16 protein-coding genes (1 of these 16 running past the window's edge) are annotated in these 15,775 nt (G+C 60.1%); 10 read left to right on the top strand and 6 right to left on the bottom strand.

The genetic code is table 11. From position 1 onward, the window contains the following. Positions 1 to 26: 26 nt before the first annotated feature. The 3 genes from FIV03_RS05295 to FIV03_RS05285 all read right to left on the bottom strand — a co-directional run bounded on the left by FIV03_RS05295 (position 27) and on the right by FIV03_RS05285 (position 4,712). A complete protein-coding gene (locus tag FIV03_RS05295) occupies positions 27 to 1,610 on the bottom strand; it encodes an ABC transporter substrate-binding protein (protein WP_152508906.1) in 1,584 nt (527 codons plus the stop codon). A gap of 116 nt (positions 1,611 to 1,726) precedes the next feature. After that, positions 1,727 to 2,896: an acetylornithine deacetylase gene (gene argE, locus FIV03_RS05290; RefSeq protein ID WP_286145715.1), complete on the bottom strand. Its 1,170-nt coding sequence runs from the start codon at positions 2,894 to 2,896 to the stop codon at positions 1,727 to 1,729. Between the two features lie 37 nt (positions 2,897 to 2,933). Beyond that, positions 2,934 to 4,712 (bottom strand): adenylate/guanylate cyclase domain-containing protein, encoded by a 1,779-nt coding sequence (locus tag FIV03_RS05285; protein WP_152508905.1) that lies wholly within the window; start codon positions 4,710 to 4,712, stop codon positions 2,934 to 2,936. Positions 4,713 to 4,985: 273 nt separating this feature from the next. Here FIV03_RS05285 and FIV03_RS05280 point away from each other — a divergent pair, with 273 nt between their 5' ends. After that, a complete protein-coding gene (locus tag FIV03_RS05280; protein WP_023002296.1) occupies positions 4,986 to 5,345 on the top strand; it encodes an ArsC family reductase in 360 nt (119 codons plus the stop codon). A gap of 64 nt (positions 5,346 to 5,409) precedes the next feature. On the opposite strand, the gene FIV03_RS05275 is transcribed toward FIV03_RS05280, so the two are convergent. Next, positions 5,410 to 5,826 (bottom strand): D-Ala-D-Ala carboxypeptidase family metallohydrolase, encoded by a 417-nt coding sequence (locus FIV03_RS05275; protein ID WP_023002295.1) that lies wholly within the window; start codon positions 5,824 to 5,826, stop codon positions 5,410 to 5,412. Between the two features lie 188 nt (positions 5,827 to 6,014). Between FIV03_RS05275 and FIV03_RS05270 the strand changes: the two genes are divergently transcribed. From FIV03_RS05270 to purU, 3 genes are all read left to right on the top strand, one after another. Then, the gene (locus FIV03_RS05270) at positions 6,015 to 7,331 is read left to right on the top strand and encodes an aspartate aminotransferase family protein (protein ID WP_152508904.1); all 1,317 of its coding nucleotides are present in this window, start codon (positions 6,015 to 6,017) and stop codon (positions 7,329 to 7,331) included. Positions 7,332 to 7,333: 2 nt separating this feature from the next. Then, complete coding sequence (locus FIV03_RS05265) at positions 7,334 to 8,143, top strand: 3-keto-5-aminohexanoate cleavage protein (RefSeq protein WP_152508903.1); 810 nt, start codon at positions 7,334 to 7,336, stop codon at positions 8,141 to 8,143. Positions 8,144 to 8,215: 72 nt separating this feature from the next. After that, the gene (gene purU, locus FIV03_RS05260; RefSeq protein ID WP_023002292.1) at positions 8,216 to 9,073 is read left to right on the top strand and encodes a formyltetrahydrofolate deformylase; all 858 of its coding nucleotides are present in this window, start codon (positions 8,216 to 8,218) and stop codon (positions 9,071 to 9,073) included. Between the two features lie 99 nt (positions 9,074 to 9,172). Here the strand turns inward: purU and FIV03_RS05255 are convergent, their stop codons facing one another. Beyond that, the gene (locus FIV03_RS05255; RefSeq protein ID WP_023002291.1) at positions 9,173 to 10,099 is read right to left on the bottom strand and encodes a LysR family transcriptional regulator; all 927 of its coding nucleotides are present in this window, start codon (positions 10,097 to 10,099) and stop codon (positions 9,173 to 9,175) included. Between the two features lie 95 nt (positions 10,100 to 10,194). Between FIV03_RS05255 and FIV03_RS05250 the strand changes: the two genes are divergently transcribed. Next, complete coding sequence (locus FIV03_RS05250; protein WP_152508902.1) at positions 10,195 to 10,431, top strand: hypothetical protein; 237 nt, start codon at positions 10,195 to 10,197, stop codon at positions 10,429 to 10,431. Positions 10,432 to 10,679: 248 nt separating this feature from the next. Here FIV03_RS05250 and FIV03_RS05245 read toward each other — a convergent pair whose 3' ends face one another. Next, positions 10,680 to 11,276 carry a LysE family translocator gene (locus tag FIV03_RS05245; protein ID WP_023002287.1) on the bottom strand — a complete coding sequence of 199 codons (597 nt, stop codon included), beginning with the start codon at positions 11,274 to 11,276 and terminating at the stop codon, positions 10,680 to 10,682. Between the two features lie 106 nt (positions 11,277 to 11,382). Between FIV03_RS05245 and FIV03_RS05240 the strand changes: the two genes are divergently transcribed. The 5 genes from FIV03_RS05240 to FIV03_RS05220 form a co-directional block, all read left to right on the top strand. Then, on the top strand, positions 11,383 to 12,792 hold the full coding sequence (locus FIV03_RS05240) for a PLP-dependent aminotransferase family protein (RefSeq protein ID WP_209009858.1): 1,410 nt from the start codon (positions 11,383 to 11,385) through the stop codon (positions 12,790 to 12,792). 127 nt (positions 12,793 to 12,919) lie between these two features. Next, a complete protein-coding gene (locus FIV03_RS05235) occupies positions 12,920 to 13,699 on the top strand; it encodes an ABC transporter ATP-binding protein (RefSeq protein WP_152508901.1) in 780 nt (259 codons plus the stop codon). Then, entirely contained in the window at positions 13,696 to 14,304 is a 609-nt protein-coding gene (locus FIV03_RS05230) for an energy-coupling factor transporter transmembrane protein EcfT (RefSeq protein WP_152508900.1), read from the top strand. The genes FIV03_RS05235 and FIV03_RS05230 overlap by 4 nt, the downstream gene beginning before the upstream one ends. A 145-nt stretch (positions 14,305 to 14,449) precedes the next feature. Next, a complete protein-coding gene (locus tag FIV03_RS05225) occupies positions 14,450 to 15,004 on the top strand; it encodes a biotin transporter BioY (RefSeq protein WP_152508899.1) in 555 nt (184 codons plus the stop codon). A gap of 26 nt (positions 15,005 to 15,030) precedes the next feature. Further along, a protein-coding gene (locus tag FIV03_RS05220) for an AMP-binding protein (RefSeq protein WP_152508898.1) crosses the window boundary here: on the top strand, positions 15,031 to 15,775 show its 5' portion. 710 nt of this gene lie beyond the right edge of the window; the window shows 745 of its 1,455 coding nt (coding positions 1–745); it begins with the start codon at positions 15,031 to 15,033; the stop codon falls past the right edge of the window.

Here is a 15,775-nt window from a genome sequence, read left to right as displayed (position 1 = left end):
GGAGCGTCATTTGCTGTGCTTCAGGATCAGTTCTTGGTCACGAAGCGGAAATGGAACTGGTTGTCGGCACGCTGGACAAGGTCCAGCTTGTCGGAAACGCCCCATGCCAGGCTCTGCTGGTGCAGCGGGAGGTAGTAGGCGTTCTCGTGGCTGATGCGGAAAGCTTCAGCAATCATGGCGTCACGCTTTTCCGGATCGATCTCAACCAGGATTTCATCGGTCAGCTGGTCGATCTTCTCGTCGCAGAAGCCACCGTTGTTGAACGGCGAACCTTTGCCGGATTCGTCGCGGCAGTTCATCAGGTTGTCCAGAACGTTCCAGCTGTCGAAGGATCCGGGGGTCCAGCCGAGCAGGTAGAACGACGTATCGTAACCACCGGAAGCAAGGATCTTGGCGAAGTATTTCGCCTTTGGCTGGGCGTTGAGGTTCACCTTCACGCCGATACGGGCCAGCATGGCGGCAACCGCCTGGCAGATCGCCTCGTCGTTGACGTAGCGGTCATTCGGGCAGTCCATGCCGATGGAAAAGCCGTCCGCATAGCCGGCCTCGGCCAGCAGTGCCTTGGCGGCTTCCGGGTCATAGGGATAACGCTCGAAATCGGCCGACTTGGAGAACAGCAGCGGCGAAACCATCAGGGCAGACGGGTTGGACAGGTCCCGCATGACCTTCTTCTTGATCCCCTCGATGTCGATCGCCTGGTAGAAGGCCTTGCGGACCCGGGCATCCTTGAGCGGGTTCTTGCCCTTGACGTCGGAATAGAGCAGCTCGTCGCGCATCTGGTCCATGCCCAGGAAGATCGTGCGCAGTTCCGGACCGGTCAGTGCCTTGGTTCCCGCATTGTCGTTGATGCGTTTGATGTCCTGAACCGGGATCGGATAGACCATGTCCATCTCGCCGGACAGCAGCGCGGCAACGCGCGTCGCATCGGAACCGATCGGCGTGAACTCCACCGTGTCGATGTTGTGCTTGGCTTCGTCCCACCAGCCGTCGTATTTTTCATAGACGGTCTTCACGCCGGCTTCATGGCTGACGATCTTGAACGGTCCGGTGCCATTTGCATTGAGCGCGGCATGGTTCGCAGACGTGTCGGACGCCGAGGTGACTTTCACCGCGTCGTTCTCCGTCGTCCACTCCTTGTCCATGATGTAGAACGTGTCCCACTCGTAATGCAGGATCGGGTTCGGACCGGTGAGAACGAAATCGACCGTGTAGTCGTCAACGATCTCGACCTTGGCATCAGCCGGGACGCGGGTGGTCAGGTCAGACCCTTCCGAGCGCACGCGGTCGACGGAAAAGGCGACATCTTCTGCAGTGAAGTCGCTGCCGTTGTGAAACTTTACGCCCTTGCGCAGGTGGAAACGCCAGCGGTTCGGATCGACGATTTCCCAGCTCTCGGCCAGGGCCGGTTCAATGGCCAGATCGGGACCACGGCGCGTCAGGCCTTCATAGGTATTGCCGAGCGACGACAGGGTGAAGGTCTCGTTGAGACTGTAGGGATCAAGCGCGTTCAGTGCACCCTGAAAGGCAAATTTCAGCGTTTCAGCATGAACAGCAGTCCCCGTTCCCGCCGCAAACAGCGCTGCGGCGATGACAATTTTTCTTTTGTTCATAGTCCCCTCGTTTTCCGGTTTCGGCTTTGCTCCACGGCCGCACCCCCCTGCCAGGACCATGCGGCCATGTTGTCAAAAACGACTATGACATCGTAAATCTCTGTGTTCAAACCCGTTTAGCTGTCAAATTGCGACATTCTGTCAATCAGCTTGTCGAGGAAGGCAGCGCAGCGGTCGAGTTCGGAAAGCTCGATAAATTCGTCGGGTTGATGGGCCTGATCGATGGATCCGGGACCGCAAACCACGGTCGAAAGTCCGTGATCCTGGAAGATCCCGCCTTCGGTGGCATAGACCACGACGTTGCGGCTGTTGTCGCCGGTCAGGCGCCTGGCAGTCGTTTCCGCAAGCCCGTCCGGCTCCTCTCCCAGCCCGGGCACATAGGCAAGTTCTCTCACCTCGATGGCGCAGTCCGGCGAGATCGCTTTCATTCCCGGCAGAACCTCATTTTCGATGAAAGCCCGGTAGGCGGCGACCCAGTCCTTCGCGTGTTCACCCGGCAGCAGCCGGATATCGGTCACGAATTCGCAGTGCTGGGCCGTGATGTTGTGTGCCTGGCCGCCGGAAATGGTGCCGCAATGCAAGGTGGTGTAGGGCGGTTCGAACGGGCAGTCAGGATCGGCCTTGGCCCGGTTCTCCGCGGTTCTGGCATCCAGCCATCCGATCAGCCTGGCCGCCGCCGAAATCGCCGAAACACCCCGGTGCAACTGGCTGGAATGGACCGGATGTCCCTGGATGCGCGTCTTCAGTACCGTAATGCCCTTGTGGCCCGTGACGACCTTCATGCTGGTCGGTTCGCCCACAATCACCACCGAAGGGCGCGGGCCGTTTGCCAGCATTTCAGGGATCAGCACCCTGGCCCCGTCGCAGCCGGTTTCCTCGTCATAGGACAGCGCGATGTGGATGGGCCGTCTGAGCGGTGCATTCAGAAAATCCGGAACCTTGGCAAGTACAGTTGCCGCGAAGCCTTTCATGTCCGCCGCGCCACGGCCGTAGAGGCGGCCGTTTTCCTCCCAGGCGGAAAAAGGATCGTGAGACCAGTTCTGGCCCGCCACCGGAACGACATCGGTGTGGGCGGACAGGACGGTTCCGCCGTCGATATCCGGACCGATGCGGGCATAAAGAGCGGCCTTTTGGCCCGTTTCATCCAGCGCCCGCCCTGAAGTGACACCCCATTGGCTGAGATAGTCTTCGACGAAGGTGATCAGATCGAGGTTGCTTCGATCCGAAACGGTGTTGAAGGAGATCAGTTTCTCCAGCATTTCCCGAGGCGTGTAGGTCCGGCTCACGTGGTCTCCAGAGGTTTTGTGACAGGGAGGATGGGTCTCAGGCAGGAACGGCGTCAGCGAGATGGAGACCATCTAAGCTTTTCACCGCAAGGATTTGCAAGGGGATTTCCTTGCCGCGCACCTTGATCTCGGCCTCTTCGGCACCGTCGATCCGCGCGCCTGCCGCATCGACAACAGCCTTGGAAACAACCATGAAGCTGCCGTGGTTCTTGTTCTCCGTTTCCAGCCGGCTTGCGGTGTTGACCACGTCGCCAAGCGCAGTCAGCCCACCGCGTTTGCCTGCTGTTCCGGCGGCGCCGATGCGACCGAGAATGGCCGGCCCCAGGTGCAGGCCAATGCCGAGCCGGATCGGATCGCGAAACTGCGGACCCTTCTCCTTGTCGAGCGATTTCATGACCTTTTCGATACGGCGACAGGCGGCAAGAGCCTGCCGGGCGCCGGTTTCCGCGTTGCTGTCCATGCCGAAGATGGCCATGATGCCGTCACCAATGAACTTGTCGACATAGCCGCCCTCCTCCCGGATCGCGGCTGAGGCCTGGTCCAGGTAGCTGTTGAGCAGATAAACCACGTCATAGGCGAGCTGGCTTTCGGTGATGCCGGTGAAATTGCGCAGGTCCACGAACATGACCACCACATCCTGCTCGACGCCCCAGTAATAGGCGTCCTTCAGGTGTTCGCCGATAATTGCACTGGCCTTGACCGGTACAAGGGGCTGCACTTCCACGTTGCTTTCCGGGCGCGCCTGGCAGGCCAGCCGAATGTCGCTTCCCGCGCCGATCCGTGTCAGCACCGCAGCTTCGGCAACACTCGGTTTCGGCAAGGTTTCGCCGCCCTCCAGAATTTTCACCCGGCAGGTGGAGCATCTGGCCCGCCCGCCGCACACCGATGCGATCGGTATGTCGTTCATGCGGCTGATTTCCAGCAGCGTTGCACCCGGTTGCGCCTTCACCGTCAGTCCGCCCGGATAGACCACGGTCAGGCTGCGCGCTTTCAGGCTGAGAAGGTAACGGATCAGGATGGCCAACAGGCTGACGGCAATCAGGCCGAACACGACCGCCCGGAACTGAACGACGACCTCGCTGGCCCACAATTGCTGGTCCGGAGTGATTCGGAGGGTTACGTCACGGCTGAGGGCCAGTCGGCGGGCACCTTCAATCCAGCCCCAGATGGCAAGCACCGGCATCGCAAAGGCAAACCCGGCCGCCAGCGGCTTCAGCCTCTGGTAAGCCGGATAAAGGCGCAGGAAGAAGTGCAGGCCGATCATGGCGTGGGTCCACACCATGAGCAGCAGAATAGACTGATTGACCGCCGCATTCGGCCACAGCAGCGTCAGCATCTGCTCGTAGAGCGGCAGGAAGCCGAACTCCTTTGCAACGCCCATGGTCGTGGTGACATGCGGTATCAGGAGCCAGGGAATGTAAAGACCGAGGGCGAGCTGCAAAAGCTCCCAACGGGACATCTTCAACGTTCGCCGTTTGCTTGTCCGCCACAAGGCGAGCAGCACATGGGTCAGCGCGGCGAGGATGAGGACAGTTTCCCCAAGCGGGCTTCTCCAGACCCAGTAGTGCCAGACCGAGGCCCGGTCCATGGCCTGGAAGGAAATGATGCCGAGGGCGTGATTTGAAAAATGGCTGAGGCAGAATGTGAACAGGATCAGGCCGCTCCACAGCCGTAGCCGCTGACGCCAGTTCCCTCCGGCGACCATGACACTGTCGGACTTCTTGCCCGGTTTTGCAGCGGAAGCGGACTTTTCAGAAGATTTGGCGGCCGTCGCGGGCCTGTTTGGCCGGCTTGTGCCGGGGGCCTCTTCCTGCATGTATTTTCAGTCTCCGGTCTGGCCGTTCCGGCCTTCTGCCGGTCCGCCCTGTCAATTGCCACTTGAAGCGCGGGGGGCAGCCGAGGTCAAGAATGCAAAAAGGAAATGCGGTGAACTGCCCGTGAAAGCATGCGAAACGGGGAAAACTCCTCGGCATGGGGGCACTGTCAGGTCAAATTTCGCAAAATTTCGGGTTTTCTTCGGCTATGACCTTGCATCCCGGGCGTCAGTCGGCACATTCCGGGCCGGACATCCAACAACCGGGAAGAGGCGATGAAGGTCTACGGCATCAAGAACTGCGACACCGTCAAGAAGGCGCGGAAGTTTCTGGAAGAGGCCGGCGTGCCTTATGAGTTCCACGACTACAAGAAGGATGGTGTCGATGCCGATCGACTGGCCGGCTTTGTCGGTGAATTCGGATGGGAGTCTATCCTGAACAAGCGCGGCACCACCTGGCGGCGCCTGGACGAAGCAACGCAGGACAGCGTTGTCGACGCCAAGAGCGCGCTCGACGTGATGATCGAGAACCCGTCCGTTATCAAAAGGCCGATCGTGGCAGGCGAAACCAAGAATTTCGTCGGCTTTGACCCTGTCGCATGGGAAATGGCACTGGAACTGGGCGAACTGAAGTAGCGTTTGCCGCCACTGGCCAATCAGGCCCGGTAGATACCGGGCCGGGCTTTTGCCTGCCAGGCGGTTACCAGGTCCGGCGCGGGCCGGTGTCGATGTGGTAGTGGCCGGAAGAATAGTGCTTGTATCCGCCAACTTCCGGCTGTGATTTCAAGAAGGCAATGACGGACGACGGGTTGCCACGGACCGAAAAATCGACCGCCCGGCAGTTGAGGTGATAGGAATCCCTGGCGCCCCCCTTCCACCAGTTCTCAAGCCACCAGCGCTTGGTCGAGCTGACAGTCACTTTGCCATAGCGGGATGCAACCCGGTTTAGAACCTTCTTCAGCTTGCGCGGCACGCACCAGGAACTGTCGTTATAGTCGATGGAATTGTGGGATGCGGTCATCCAGCCCATGCCGGTAACACCGGCGACGGTTCCGCAGCCGGCAAGTGTGACAGTCAATCCTAGGAATACGATCCAGGCGGTGAGGCGCTGACGCATGACGGGCGGCCTTCGGTTACTAATTACAATCTCGTCCCCCGCGCGCAGGCTGATTGAATTTTATTAAAATTCTAATGAAAAACGTGGTTAACGTACCTTCGAAACAAATGTTTCAGGCGCTGACGTTTTCTGATACAAATGCGTCAACCCAATGTGGGCTGTCCCGTCAGTTGTCGGATGCGTTTGCCATGTCTCATGTTTTTCCCCGCCACACCAAAGCCGATCTCCCCGTCGCAGTAACAGGGGACGGTTGCTACATTCTCGATCGGTCCGGAAAGAAATATTTCGATGGATCCGGCGGCGCCGCGGTCTCCTGTCTCGGGCACAGCGATCCGGATGTGATCGCTGCCATCAAGGCCCAGGTGGACCGGATCGCCTTCGCCCATACAGGCTTTTTCACCAGCGAACCTGCAGAGGAACTGGCGGATCTCCTGATCGGAAAAGCACCGGGCAATCTGGACCGCGTCTATTTCGTCTCCGGTGGATCGGAAGCCATGGAGGCGGCGCTGAAGCTGGCGCGTCAGTACTTCCTGGAGAAGGGTGAAGCGTCGCGGCACCGGGTGATTGCCCGCAGGCAGAGCTACCACGGCAATACGCTTGGTGCGTTGGCAACCGGCGGCAACCAGTGGCGGCGGGAGCCTTTTGCACCGTTGATGATCGATACCACCCATATTGCACCCTGCTACGAGTATCGGGACCGCGGTGAGGGGGAAACCGCCTTCGACTACGGTCAACGGATCGCCAACGAACTGGAAGCGGAAATCCTTCGGCTCGGGCCGGAAAACGTCATGGCTTTCGTTGCCGAACCGGTTGTCGGTGCGACGGCGGGTGCCCTGCCGCCGGTCGATGGCTATTTCAAGCGGATCCGGGAGATCTGCGATAATTACGGCGTGCTTCTGATCCTGGACGAGGTCATGTGCGGCATGGGCCGCACCGGCACCCTGTTCGCCTGTGAGCAGGATGGTGTCGCGCCGGATATTCTATGCATCGCGAAAGGGCTCGGAGCCGGCTATCAGCCGGTCGGTGCCATGCTGTGCACCGCTGCCATTTACGAAGCCATCGAGACCGGATCGGGCTTTTTCCAGCATGGCCACACATACATCGGCCATCCGACCGCCTGCGCCGCCGCGCTCGCCGTGTTCAGGAAACTGACGGGCGGCGTTGCCGACCGGGTGATGCCGATGGGCGAGAAACTGACGACGGCACTTAACAATGCTTTCGGTCAGCACCCGCATGTTGGTGATATTCGCGGCCGCGGACTTTTCCGGGGCATCGAAATCGTCGAGGACCGGGCCAGCAAGGCGCCGTTTGATCCGAAGAGGGGCATCAACAAGGCGCTCAAGAAGGCAGCATTCGAGGCCGGTCTAATCTGCTACCCGATGGGCGGGACGATCGATGGGGTGCGGGGCGACCATATACTTCTGGCGCCGCCTTTCATTCTCGAGGACAGCCATGTCGGAGAGATTACCGACAAGCTCAACCAGGCGTTCAAGGCGGTCTTCTGAACATGAGTGCGCTTTTTGTCCCGCCGCCTTTATCATTGATCATGGTGGCTCCCAACGGTGCCCGTCGGACCAAGGCGGATCATTCCGCCCTGCCGATGACCATTGCTGAAACGGTGGTGGCGGCAAAGGCGTGTCTTGAGGCTGGAGCCGGTGCGCTTCATGCCCACGTACGCGACCTTACCGGTGCCCATGTGCTTGACGCCGGGCTTTATCGTGAACTCTTGTCGGAAATGCGTGTTGCGGTGCCGCAAATGCAGGTTCAAATCACCACGGAAGCTGTTGGAAAATACACTCCGGAAGAGCAACGCGAACTGGTCTACAAGGTCAAGCCGGATGCGGTCTCCGTCGCGATCCGGGAGATGGTTCCGGAAGGCGGGGAAGACCAGGCAAAAGCCTTTTACCACTGGGCGTTCGACCATGAATGTGCGGTCCAGCATATCGTCTACAGCGCGGATGATCTGGACCGGTTTTTCGACCTGGCGGCAGCCGGTACCCTGGCAGGGGAAAGCCATCAGCTGCTGTTCGTTCTGGGGCGCTATGCGGCAGGCCAGGAAAGCGCACCGGAAGATCTGGTGCCGTTTCTGGAAAAGCTCGCGGAACGCGGCAAGGGGCAGTCGCTGGACTGGGCGGTCTGCGCTTTCGGACACCGCGAGACGGAGTGTCTGGTGGAGGCGGTCCGGCGGGGCGGCAAGGCCAGGATCGGTTTTGAAAACGGCCTGTGGAACAGGACCGGAGAACGCGCGATAGACAATGCCGACCGGGTCAGCGATCTGGTATCGGCCCTGAAGGAACACAGTCTGATGCCTGCCTGATCGTTCGGGCCGGCATCCGGCACGAAGCAAAATCAGCGGGCTGCGGCCCTCAAGGTTGGAGACTGGAAAATCATGGCGGATAGCCTTTACGTTCTGACGCTGTCCTGCGCGGACAAGCCTGGCATTGTGGCGGCAGTCACGACGGAACTGGCGGATTTTGGCGCCAATATTGCCGAAAGTGACCAGTTCTGGGACCGGGTAACCAACCAGTTCTTCCTGCGTATTGCCATTCTGGCTCCGGAAGGCGTGACGCTGGAAAGCGTTCAGAGGGCGCTTGACCCGGTCATCAGCCGTTTCGACATGAAGGCCAAACTGGTCGACACGGCCAAACGGCCGAAGGTCATCGTCATGGTGTCCAAATTCGACCATGCCATGTTGCACCTTCTCTACCAGATCCGCGTCGGCTGGATGGATGCCGAAGTGGTCGCGATCGTTTCCAACCACACCGACAGCCAGCGCACGGCCGAGCACGAAGGCATTCCGTACCACCACTGGCCGGTGAACAAGGAAAACAAGGCCGAGCAGGAAGAGAAACTGCTGAAGCTGGTCAAGGAAACCGGAGCCGATCTGGTGGTTCTCGCCCGCTACATGCAGGTGCTTTCCGACAGCCTTTCCAAGCGTCTGTTCGGCAAGATCATCAACATCCACCACTCCTTCCTGCCGAGCTTCAAGGGTGCAAAACCCTATCACCAGGCGCATGCTCGCGGCGTCAAGATGATCGGGGCCACCGCTCACTATGTGACGCCGGATCTCGATGAAGGCCCGATCATCGAGCAGGACGCCGAACGGGTAAGCCATGCGCTCTCCGCGGACGATTTCGTCGCCCGTGGCCGCGACATCGAATCCCGCGTGCTGGCCCGTGCCGTCAAGTATCACCTGGAAAACCGAGTGATGATCGTCGGTAACAAGACCATCGTGTTCACGCCATAAGGCAGGCCTTGGTGCCCGAAAAGCAATTGGCCCCGGTCGTCCGATGGATGGCCGGGGCTTTTTCATGATCCGGAAACTTGGGTTGGGGGCCGGGTGTCCTCAGGCAACCACTGCCATCGGCGCGGTGACAGGCATGCCGTCGCGCTTCAGTTCCGCATGAACCCAGTCGCGGAACAGGCGGACCTTGCGGCTGGTGCGCAGGGCGGGCGGGTAACTCATGTACCAGCTTTCGTCATCGGCATGGCAGGTCAGCTTGAACGGCTGGATCAGCTGGCCGTTTTCAAGGGCGGTCTTGCAGAAATAAGGGGTCAGGATTGCGACGCCCTGTCCTGCGATCGCCCGGTTGGCCTCGAGCGCCTGTGACCCCATGCGCGAGCTAGGGTGACCGCTCAGGTCGACATTCGGCAGTCCCGCTGCCTCGAACCACATCTGCCACCAGGGGTCCTGCGGATCGACCAGCGGCAATTTCAGAATGTCCTCGGGCTTTTTGACGCCGCCGATCGTGTCCGCAAGCTTCGGGCTCAGCATCGGCGTAAAGTCCGCGCGCACGATTTCATGGGCGAGCCAGTTTTTCGGAGGGGCCTTGCACGCGGAGATCACGACGTCGGATTCGTTGAACTCCGGTTCAGCATGCGGGCCATAGGGAACGATGCGCACGCCCACGTCCGGGTTCTGCATCTGGAACTCGAACAGACGGTTTGACAGCCAGTTGACCGCAAACGTTGTGTTGCTGGAGACGACAAGCTGGCCAGCGTTCTTTTCGGAAATATCCTCGAAGGCACTGCGAAGCGAGGAGAACGCATCCACCACCCGCGCCGCCAGTTGCCCGCCATTGTCGGTCAGCTCGATCTTGCGGGCCTTGCGGGTGAACAGCTGAAAGCCGAGACGATCTTCCAGGATCTTGATCTGGTAGCTGACAGCCGCCTGGGTCATGCCCAACTCGTCGCCGGCCTTGGTAAAACTCAGGTGCCGGCTTGCAGCTTCAAACGCCCGGATTGCGGAAAGGGGTGGCAAATTCACTGACATGCATAAGTCTCCCTTATGTATGTCTATCGAATTTTCGTTGGTAAGACAAACGAAAGCCGCCGATATGTAACTCACAAGAAACAGGAGTTATAGACGTGTTCAGGCTCTCCCAGACAAAATCGGGCTGCGCGACCCATCAGCAAGACTTGGGCTTTTCATTAAGATCCCTTATCGGTTCTCTGTTCGCAAGGATGGTAATCCGTGGCCGCAAGCGTGTGAATGTGGCTCATCTGCCGGACGAGCTGCGCCGGGATATCGGCCTGGGCCCCAACCCGCATGAAACGTCGTTCGAGGCGCGTTGGCAAAAGGAACTGAAGGACCTGCAGCGGTAAAGCATACCCGCCGCCTGAGCTTTTCCCGGTCGCGATCTCCCCTGTGGCCGGTCGGGCAGATCCGGCAGGCGCCTGTTGCCGGATCTGTCTCGCTTTACGCAGTGCCTCCGGTCAGGTCAATTTCTTGAGCGCCGGCAAGGCATTGCACCTGTTTGCGAAGTTGGTCATTGGCGAGCTTCATTGCCGGTTCCCTGGCGATTTCTTCCGCCGTCTTGCCACGTAGGTAGTCGAAAAGCAGCGAGACTTCGCTAGATCAGCAGTGCCCAAACAGTCGCCGCCAACATGGCGATTGCCATGGTCACCGTGATGGCCCGCATGAGCGGGCCTTCGCCGATCAGGGCGAGGATCGACACGCCAACCAGAGCCCATAGGGAATGAAACACCATCCCGCCAAGGGTAAAGCCCGCCACCAGGATCATCGCGTTTTCGTGGATCCCGAGCCCGTTGCCGGCCAGAAAGGTTGAAAAGGCAACCAGGTTCATGGCCCAGGTTTTCGGGCTGAGCGGGTGTATCAGCAATCCTTCCCAGAAACTGGGCAGCGCGACCTCGCCCTTCGGCTTGACGCTGAGGCAAACGATCCGCCAGGCAAGATAGGTCATATAGGCCATGCTCAGCACCTTGAAGACAGTCACCACTGTGCCGCCTCCGGCCATCACATGGCCAAGGCCATAGGCAACGCTGAGCTTGAGCGGCAAAGATCCGATCTGCGAGGCGACAATCACGGGAAAGGCTGTGCGGTACCCTGCGGATGCGCCGATGGCCAGAAAGGTCAGGTTGCCCGGACCGGGTGTCCCGGTCATGACGATGACGAACACCGCGAAGGCGAGAAACGTGGCGTAATCCATGGGTATCTCCAGACACAGTATCGAGAATTTCGATACAATCGATACAAAATAGCGGAGATACTAATTGTCTTGAGGTATTGTATCAGTCAATGATAACATTGTTCTCATGACAATGTGGATCCCGAACATCGAAGCGGCCGGTGGCCCGATCTATCTGGCGATCGCGGACGCGTTGGAAGCCGACATCAAGACCGGGGCGCTTGCCCAGGGCGACAGGCTGCCGCCACAGCGCGAACTCGCCTATCAGCTTGGCGTGACACTCGGCACCATTACCCGTGCCTACGGCGAAGCCGAGCGGCGCAGGCTAGTGAAGGGAGAAACCGGACGGGGCACCTATATTGCCTCTGAAACCCAGAAAGTTTCGCCCCTTACCCCGAAGGAAGACGAGCCGGAAACCTGCGATCTGGCGCGAAACTTTGCCTATCCGCATCTCAACCCGAGTCTTTCCGACGGGCTGACGCGGATGGCGCGCACGGTGGGGATCGACCGGTTGAACGGGTTCGTACCGTCTGAAGGGCTGAAGGCGCATCGCGAAACCGGGGCTCTCGTCTTCAAGGACTACGGTCTGGAAGCCGACCCGGACCGGGTCGCGGTTACCTGTGGCGCGCAGCACGGAATTCAGGTCACCTGCCAGGCCCTGTTCCGCCCGGGCGATGCGGTTGCCGTCGACCGGTTCACCTACCCGTCGATCTTCAGTTCCTTTGCCAGCATCGGCCTGAAGCCGGTGCCTTTGCCCGCATTGATACGGGCCGATGGCGGCTTTGGGGCCATGGATCCGGCAGCGCTTGCCCAGGCCGCGAAGACGCATGGTGTCAAGGGCGTGTTCCTGATGCCGAACATGCAGAACCCGACCACCCACACGATGTCTGTCGAAGAACGGCAGGATTTGGTGGCGGTTGCCCGGCAATTCGACCTGAAGATTGTCGAGGACGATCCCTATACACCTTTTCTGCCGGACGCCCTGCCCGCCTTCGGTGCGCTGGCACCGGAGCGCACGGCCTCAATCGCCAGTATCTCCAAGGTCTGTTCACCCGGAAGCCGGATTGGTTTCGTCCATGTGCCAGGGCCTTTCGGTGACAGCATTCGCAACAAGATCGGTGAAAGCACCTGGATGGCGTCCCCCATCACGGCAGAACTGATTGCCGGCTGGGTGCGCGAGGGACATCTGTTCAAGACGCTGCGCCTGAAGCGCAAGGCAAACCGCACGAGGTTCCTGGCGGCGCGTGAACTGCTCGCGCCGCATTTCCTGCAGAGCGACGTCAACAAGGTGTTCGGCTGGCTGCGCCTGCCGGAAACCGTCGATCCCGACGCGCTTCAGAACGCGCTCGGACACCAGGGCATTTCGGTTTTGTCATCCCGGTATTTTCAGGCGAAGGACCACCAGCCGGCGCCCTATCTGCGCCTGACCTTCGGATCCGAACAGTCCGACGACCGTTTCCGCTGGGCCCTCCAGCGCATCAGATCCACCATCGGCCAATTGGCCGAATTGCCCGATCTCACCCGCCCGGTAGGGTAAGGCCTTGCGGTAATGTGCGATTTTGCCAGGCACCTGTCAGTCTTTGACAAGCCGGCAGATCCGACCGATAAGCTGCGCGCAAAACAGGACCGGCCCTTGCAAGGAGTGCCGTCCGCGACGAGGTGACATGGCATTCTGGCCCAAAAGCAGGAAACTCAAGGACAGGCCCAGTGTCTGTAATCCCGACGCCAGTCCCTACGCGGTCTTCGATCGGGTTGGACTGAGTGTCGGCAAAGAGCACATCCTGCAGGATCTCACCTTGCAGCTTGCCGAAGACCGGATCGGCATCATCGGCCTGAACGGGTCCGGCAAGAGCTCTCTTGTACGCCTGTTGAACGGGTTGCGTACGCCGACGAGCGGCAACCTCACGCTTTTTGGAGCCCCCTCCACCGAGGCGGAACTGGAGTTGCCGCGTCATGTCGGCTTCGTTTTCCAGAACCCGGATCATCAGGCCATTTTTCCCACGGTGGAAGAAGAGATCGCCTTTGGCCTCACCCAACTCGGGGCCGGCAAGGAAGAAAGCCGCAGCCGCGCGCGTGCGTTCCTCGCCCTGCATGGCTGTGAGGGACTGGCCGGCAAACCGATCACGGAACTTTCCGGCGGTCAGAAACAGCTCGTCTGCATCCTGGCAGTTCTGGTCATGGAGCCGCGCCTTTTGGTGCTGGACGAGCCGATGGCCAGCCTCGATGCACTGACGACGGTGCGGATCCGCCAGAAAATCCTGTCACTGCCGCAGAAAATCGTTCTCGTCAGTCACGATCTCAGCCAGTTCGACGGTTTCGACAGACTGCTCTGGCTCGAGGACGGACGTTTGCGCATGGATGGCGCGCCGGATTTGGTTCGGGCGGCCTTTCAGGATGATGTCGTCTCGCGGCAGGGCATCGATGTGGAGGTTGCCGAGTTATGATGTCGGTCTATCTCCAGGGCAACAGCTGGGCTCACCGGATGCCCGCGGGCCTGAAGCTACTGGCTGTTGCTGTCGCCAGTCTGCTGCTGCTGCGGTACACATCGTTTGGGGTTCTGTTGCCGGCTCTTGCCGGCGTTCTCCTGTGTTATGCCTCCCTCGGGCGCGAGGGACTGGCGCAACTGAAGCTCCTGCGGGCAATGTCGTTTCTGCTTGCCGTGCTGCTGGCGCTTCACTGGGTGTCCGGAAGTCTTCTGGAAGGGGTTACGATCATCCTGCGGCTTGCGATCATGATCCTGGCTGCAAACTTCGTTTCGGTGACCACCCGCATGGACGATATGCTGAACGCTGTCCAGCCGCTGTTCAGGCCGCTCGAGTTCCTCGGTTTCTCTCCTCGCAAACCGGCGCTGGGCGTTGCACTGGTGCTTCGCTTCGCGCCCTATATGCTCGTCGTTTTCGGTCAACTACGCGAAGCCTGGCAGGCGCGAACAGGCACGCGAAATTCGTGGCGTCTGCTGGCGCCTTTCGCCATTCAGTCCCTGAGCATGTCGGATCACGTTGCCGAGGCATTGAAGGCGCGGGGCGGCTCGGAAGGCTTGTCAAGATGACCGAAAAGAAGCTCCATATGGCTGGCATTCGGCCAAAAACTGGGATATCCCGCCCACAGATGACGTTGCCTGACCCTCATGTGGTAAGATCCGCGCGAGGTTGAACGGCAGCGCCCTTGTTAACGAGAAGAAGGTCGAATTCATCATGGCTGACAGGTCTCTTGTGCACGTTGCTTTCTATGCCGCGCTGATTGCGGCCCTGGGGTTGGTTCCGCCCGTGGCGATCGCTTTTCTCGGCGGTGTGCCGATCACGGCGCAGACCCTCGGTGTCATGCTGGCCGGTGTCATGCTCGGCCCGATCCGTGGTGCGCTTGCCGTGCTGCTTTTCCTGTTTCTCGTCGCGCTGGGCTTGCCGTTCCTGTCCGGCGGCCGTGGTGGTCTTGGCGTCTTCATGGGTCCGTCTGTCGGTTTTCTGATCGGCTGGCCGGTCGGAGCTCTCGTGGCCGGCTTGATTATGCAGTCGACCCGCGAGCTGAACATTCTGGTGTCTTCGGCAATAGCGGCTGCGGTCGGCGGCATTCTGGTGGTCTACGCTTTCGGCATCCCGGGCGTTGCCATCATGGCCGGACTTTCCCTTCCGAAAGCCGCGCTTGGCAGCGCAGTCTATATTCCCGGTGACCTGGTCAAGGTCGCACTTACGGCGCTCATCGTTCAGACCGTCGCACGCGGCCTGCCGGGTGCCGTGTTGTCCCGGTCTTAATTCCGCAGATCCAGCAAGGCCACATCATGGCCTTCGTCGGCGACAGTCTCGACCGGTTTGCCAGTGAGAAAGCCACTGGGGCCGCACTCACATGCGGTCCGAATTCTCTCTCCTGGCAGGAGCTTGCAGCCCGGATCAACCGGATCGAGGCAGTGCTTTGTGAGCGGACGGACCATGCAAGCTATGTGGTCCTGCGTCTTCGGGACCCTGCGGACCTGGTCGTCTGCTTCTTTGCCTGCGCCCGCACCGGGCGTGTCGCCACGGTCATGGACCCGGACTGGCCTTCAGCCCAGGCATCAGCAGTTCTGGAAGCGGTCGGGTCAGACCTCGTCATCGATGACCAGTCCCTGCCGGTGTTGTTGACGGCTGATACCGGTTCCGCTGAAATACGAAGGTCACCGGAAACTCCACCTGAGATCCTGCCGGACGAGGACGACCTCTTTTATGCAGGCTTCACCTCCGGTTCCAGCGGTGTTCCCAAGGGCTATGTGCGCTCTCACCGATCTTGGCTCGAAAGCTTCAAACTGTCGGCACAGGCCTTCGGTATTTCGAAAGGCAGCCGGGTCGTCCTTCCCGGGCAGCTCACGCATTCACTTCACCTTTATGGCGCTGTCTGCGGCCTCGTCTGCGGCCAACACGTGGTGCTCACGCCGCGGTTCGATCCGCGCGTCGTCCTGAGGGAACTTGGCAGCGCCCCCGAAGGCTCTGTCCTTTATGCAACGCCGACCCAGCTGCACTTTCTGGCCGAGGCTGCCCGGCGCAGCGGTCCCA

It is taken from the genome of Labrenzia sp. THAF187b, assembly GCF_009363375.1.
Lineage (GTDB): Bacteria > Pseudomonadota > Alphaproteobacteria > Rhizobiales > Stappiaceae > Roseibium > Roseibium algicola.
Note: the sequence above shows the minus strand (reverse complement) of the source record. Positions and strands in the feature narration are given on the sequence as shown.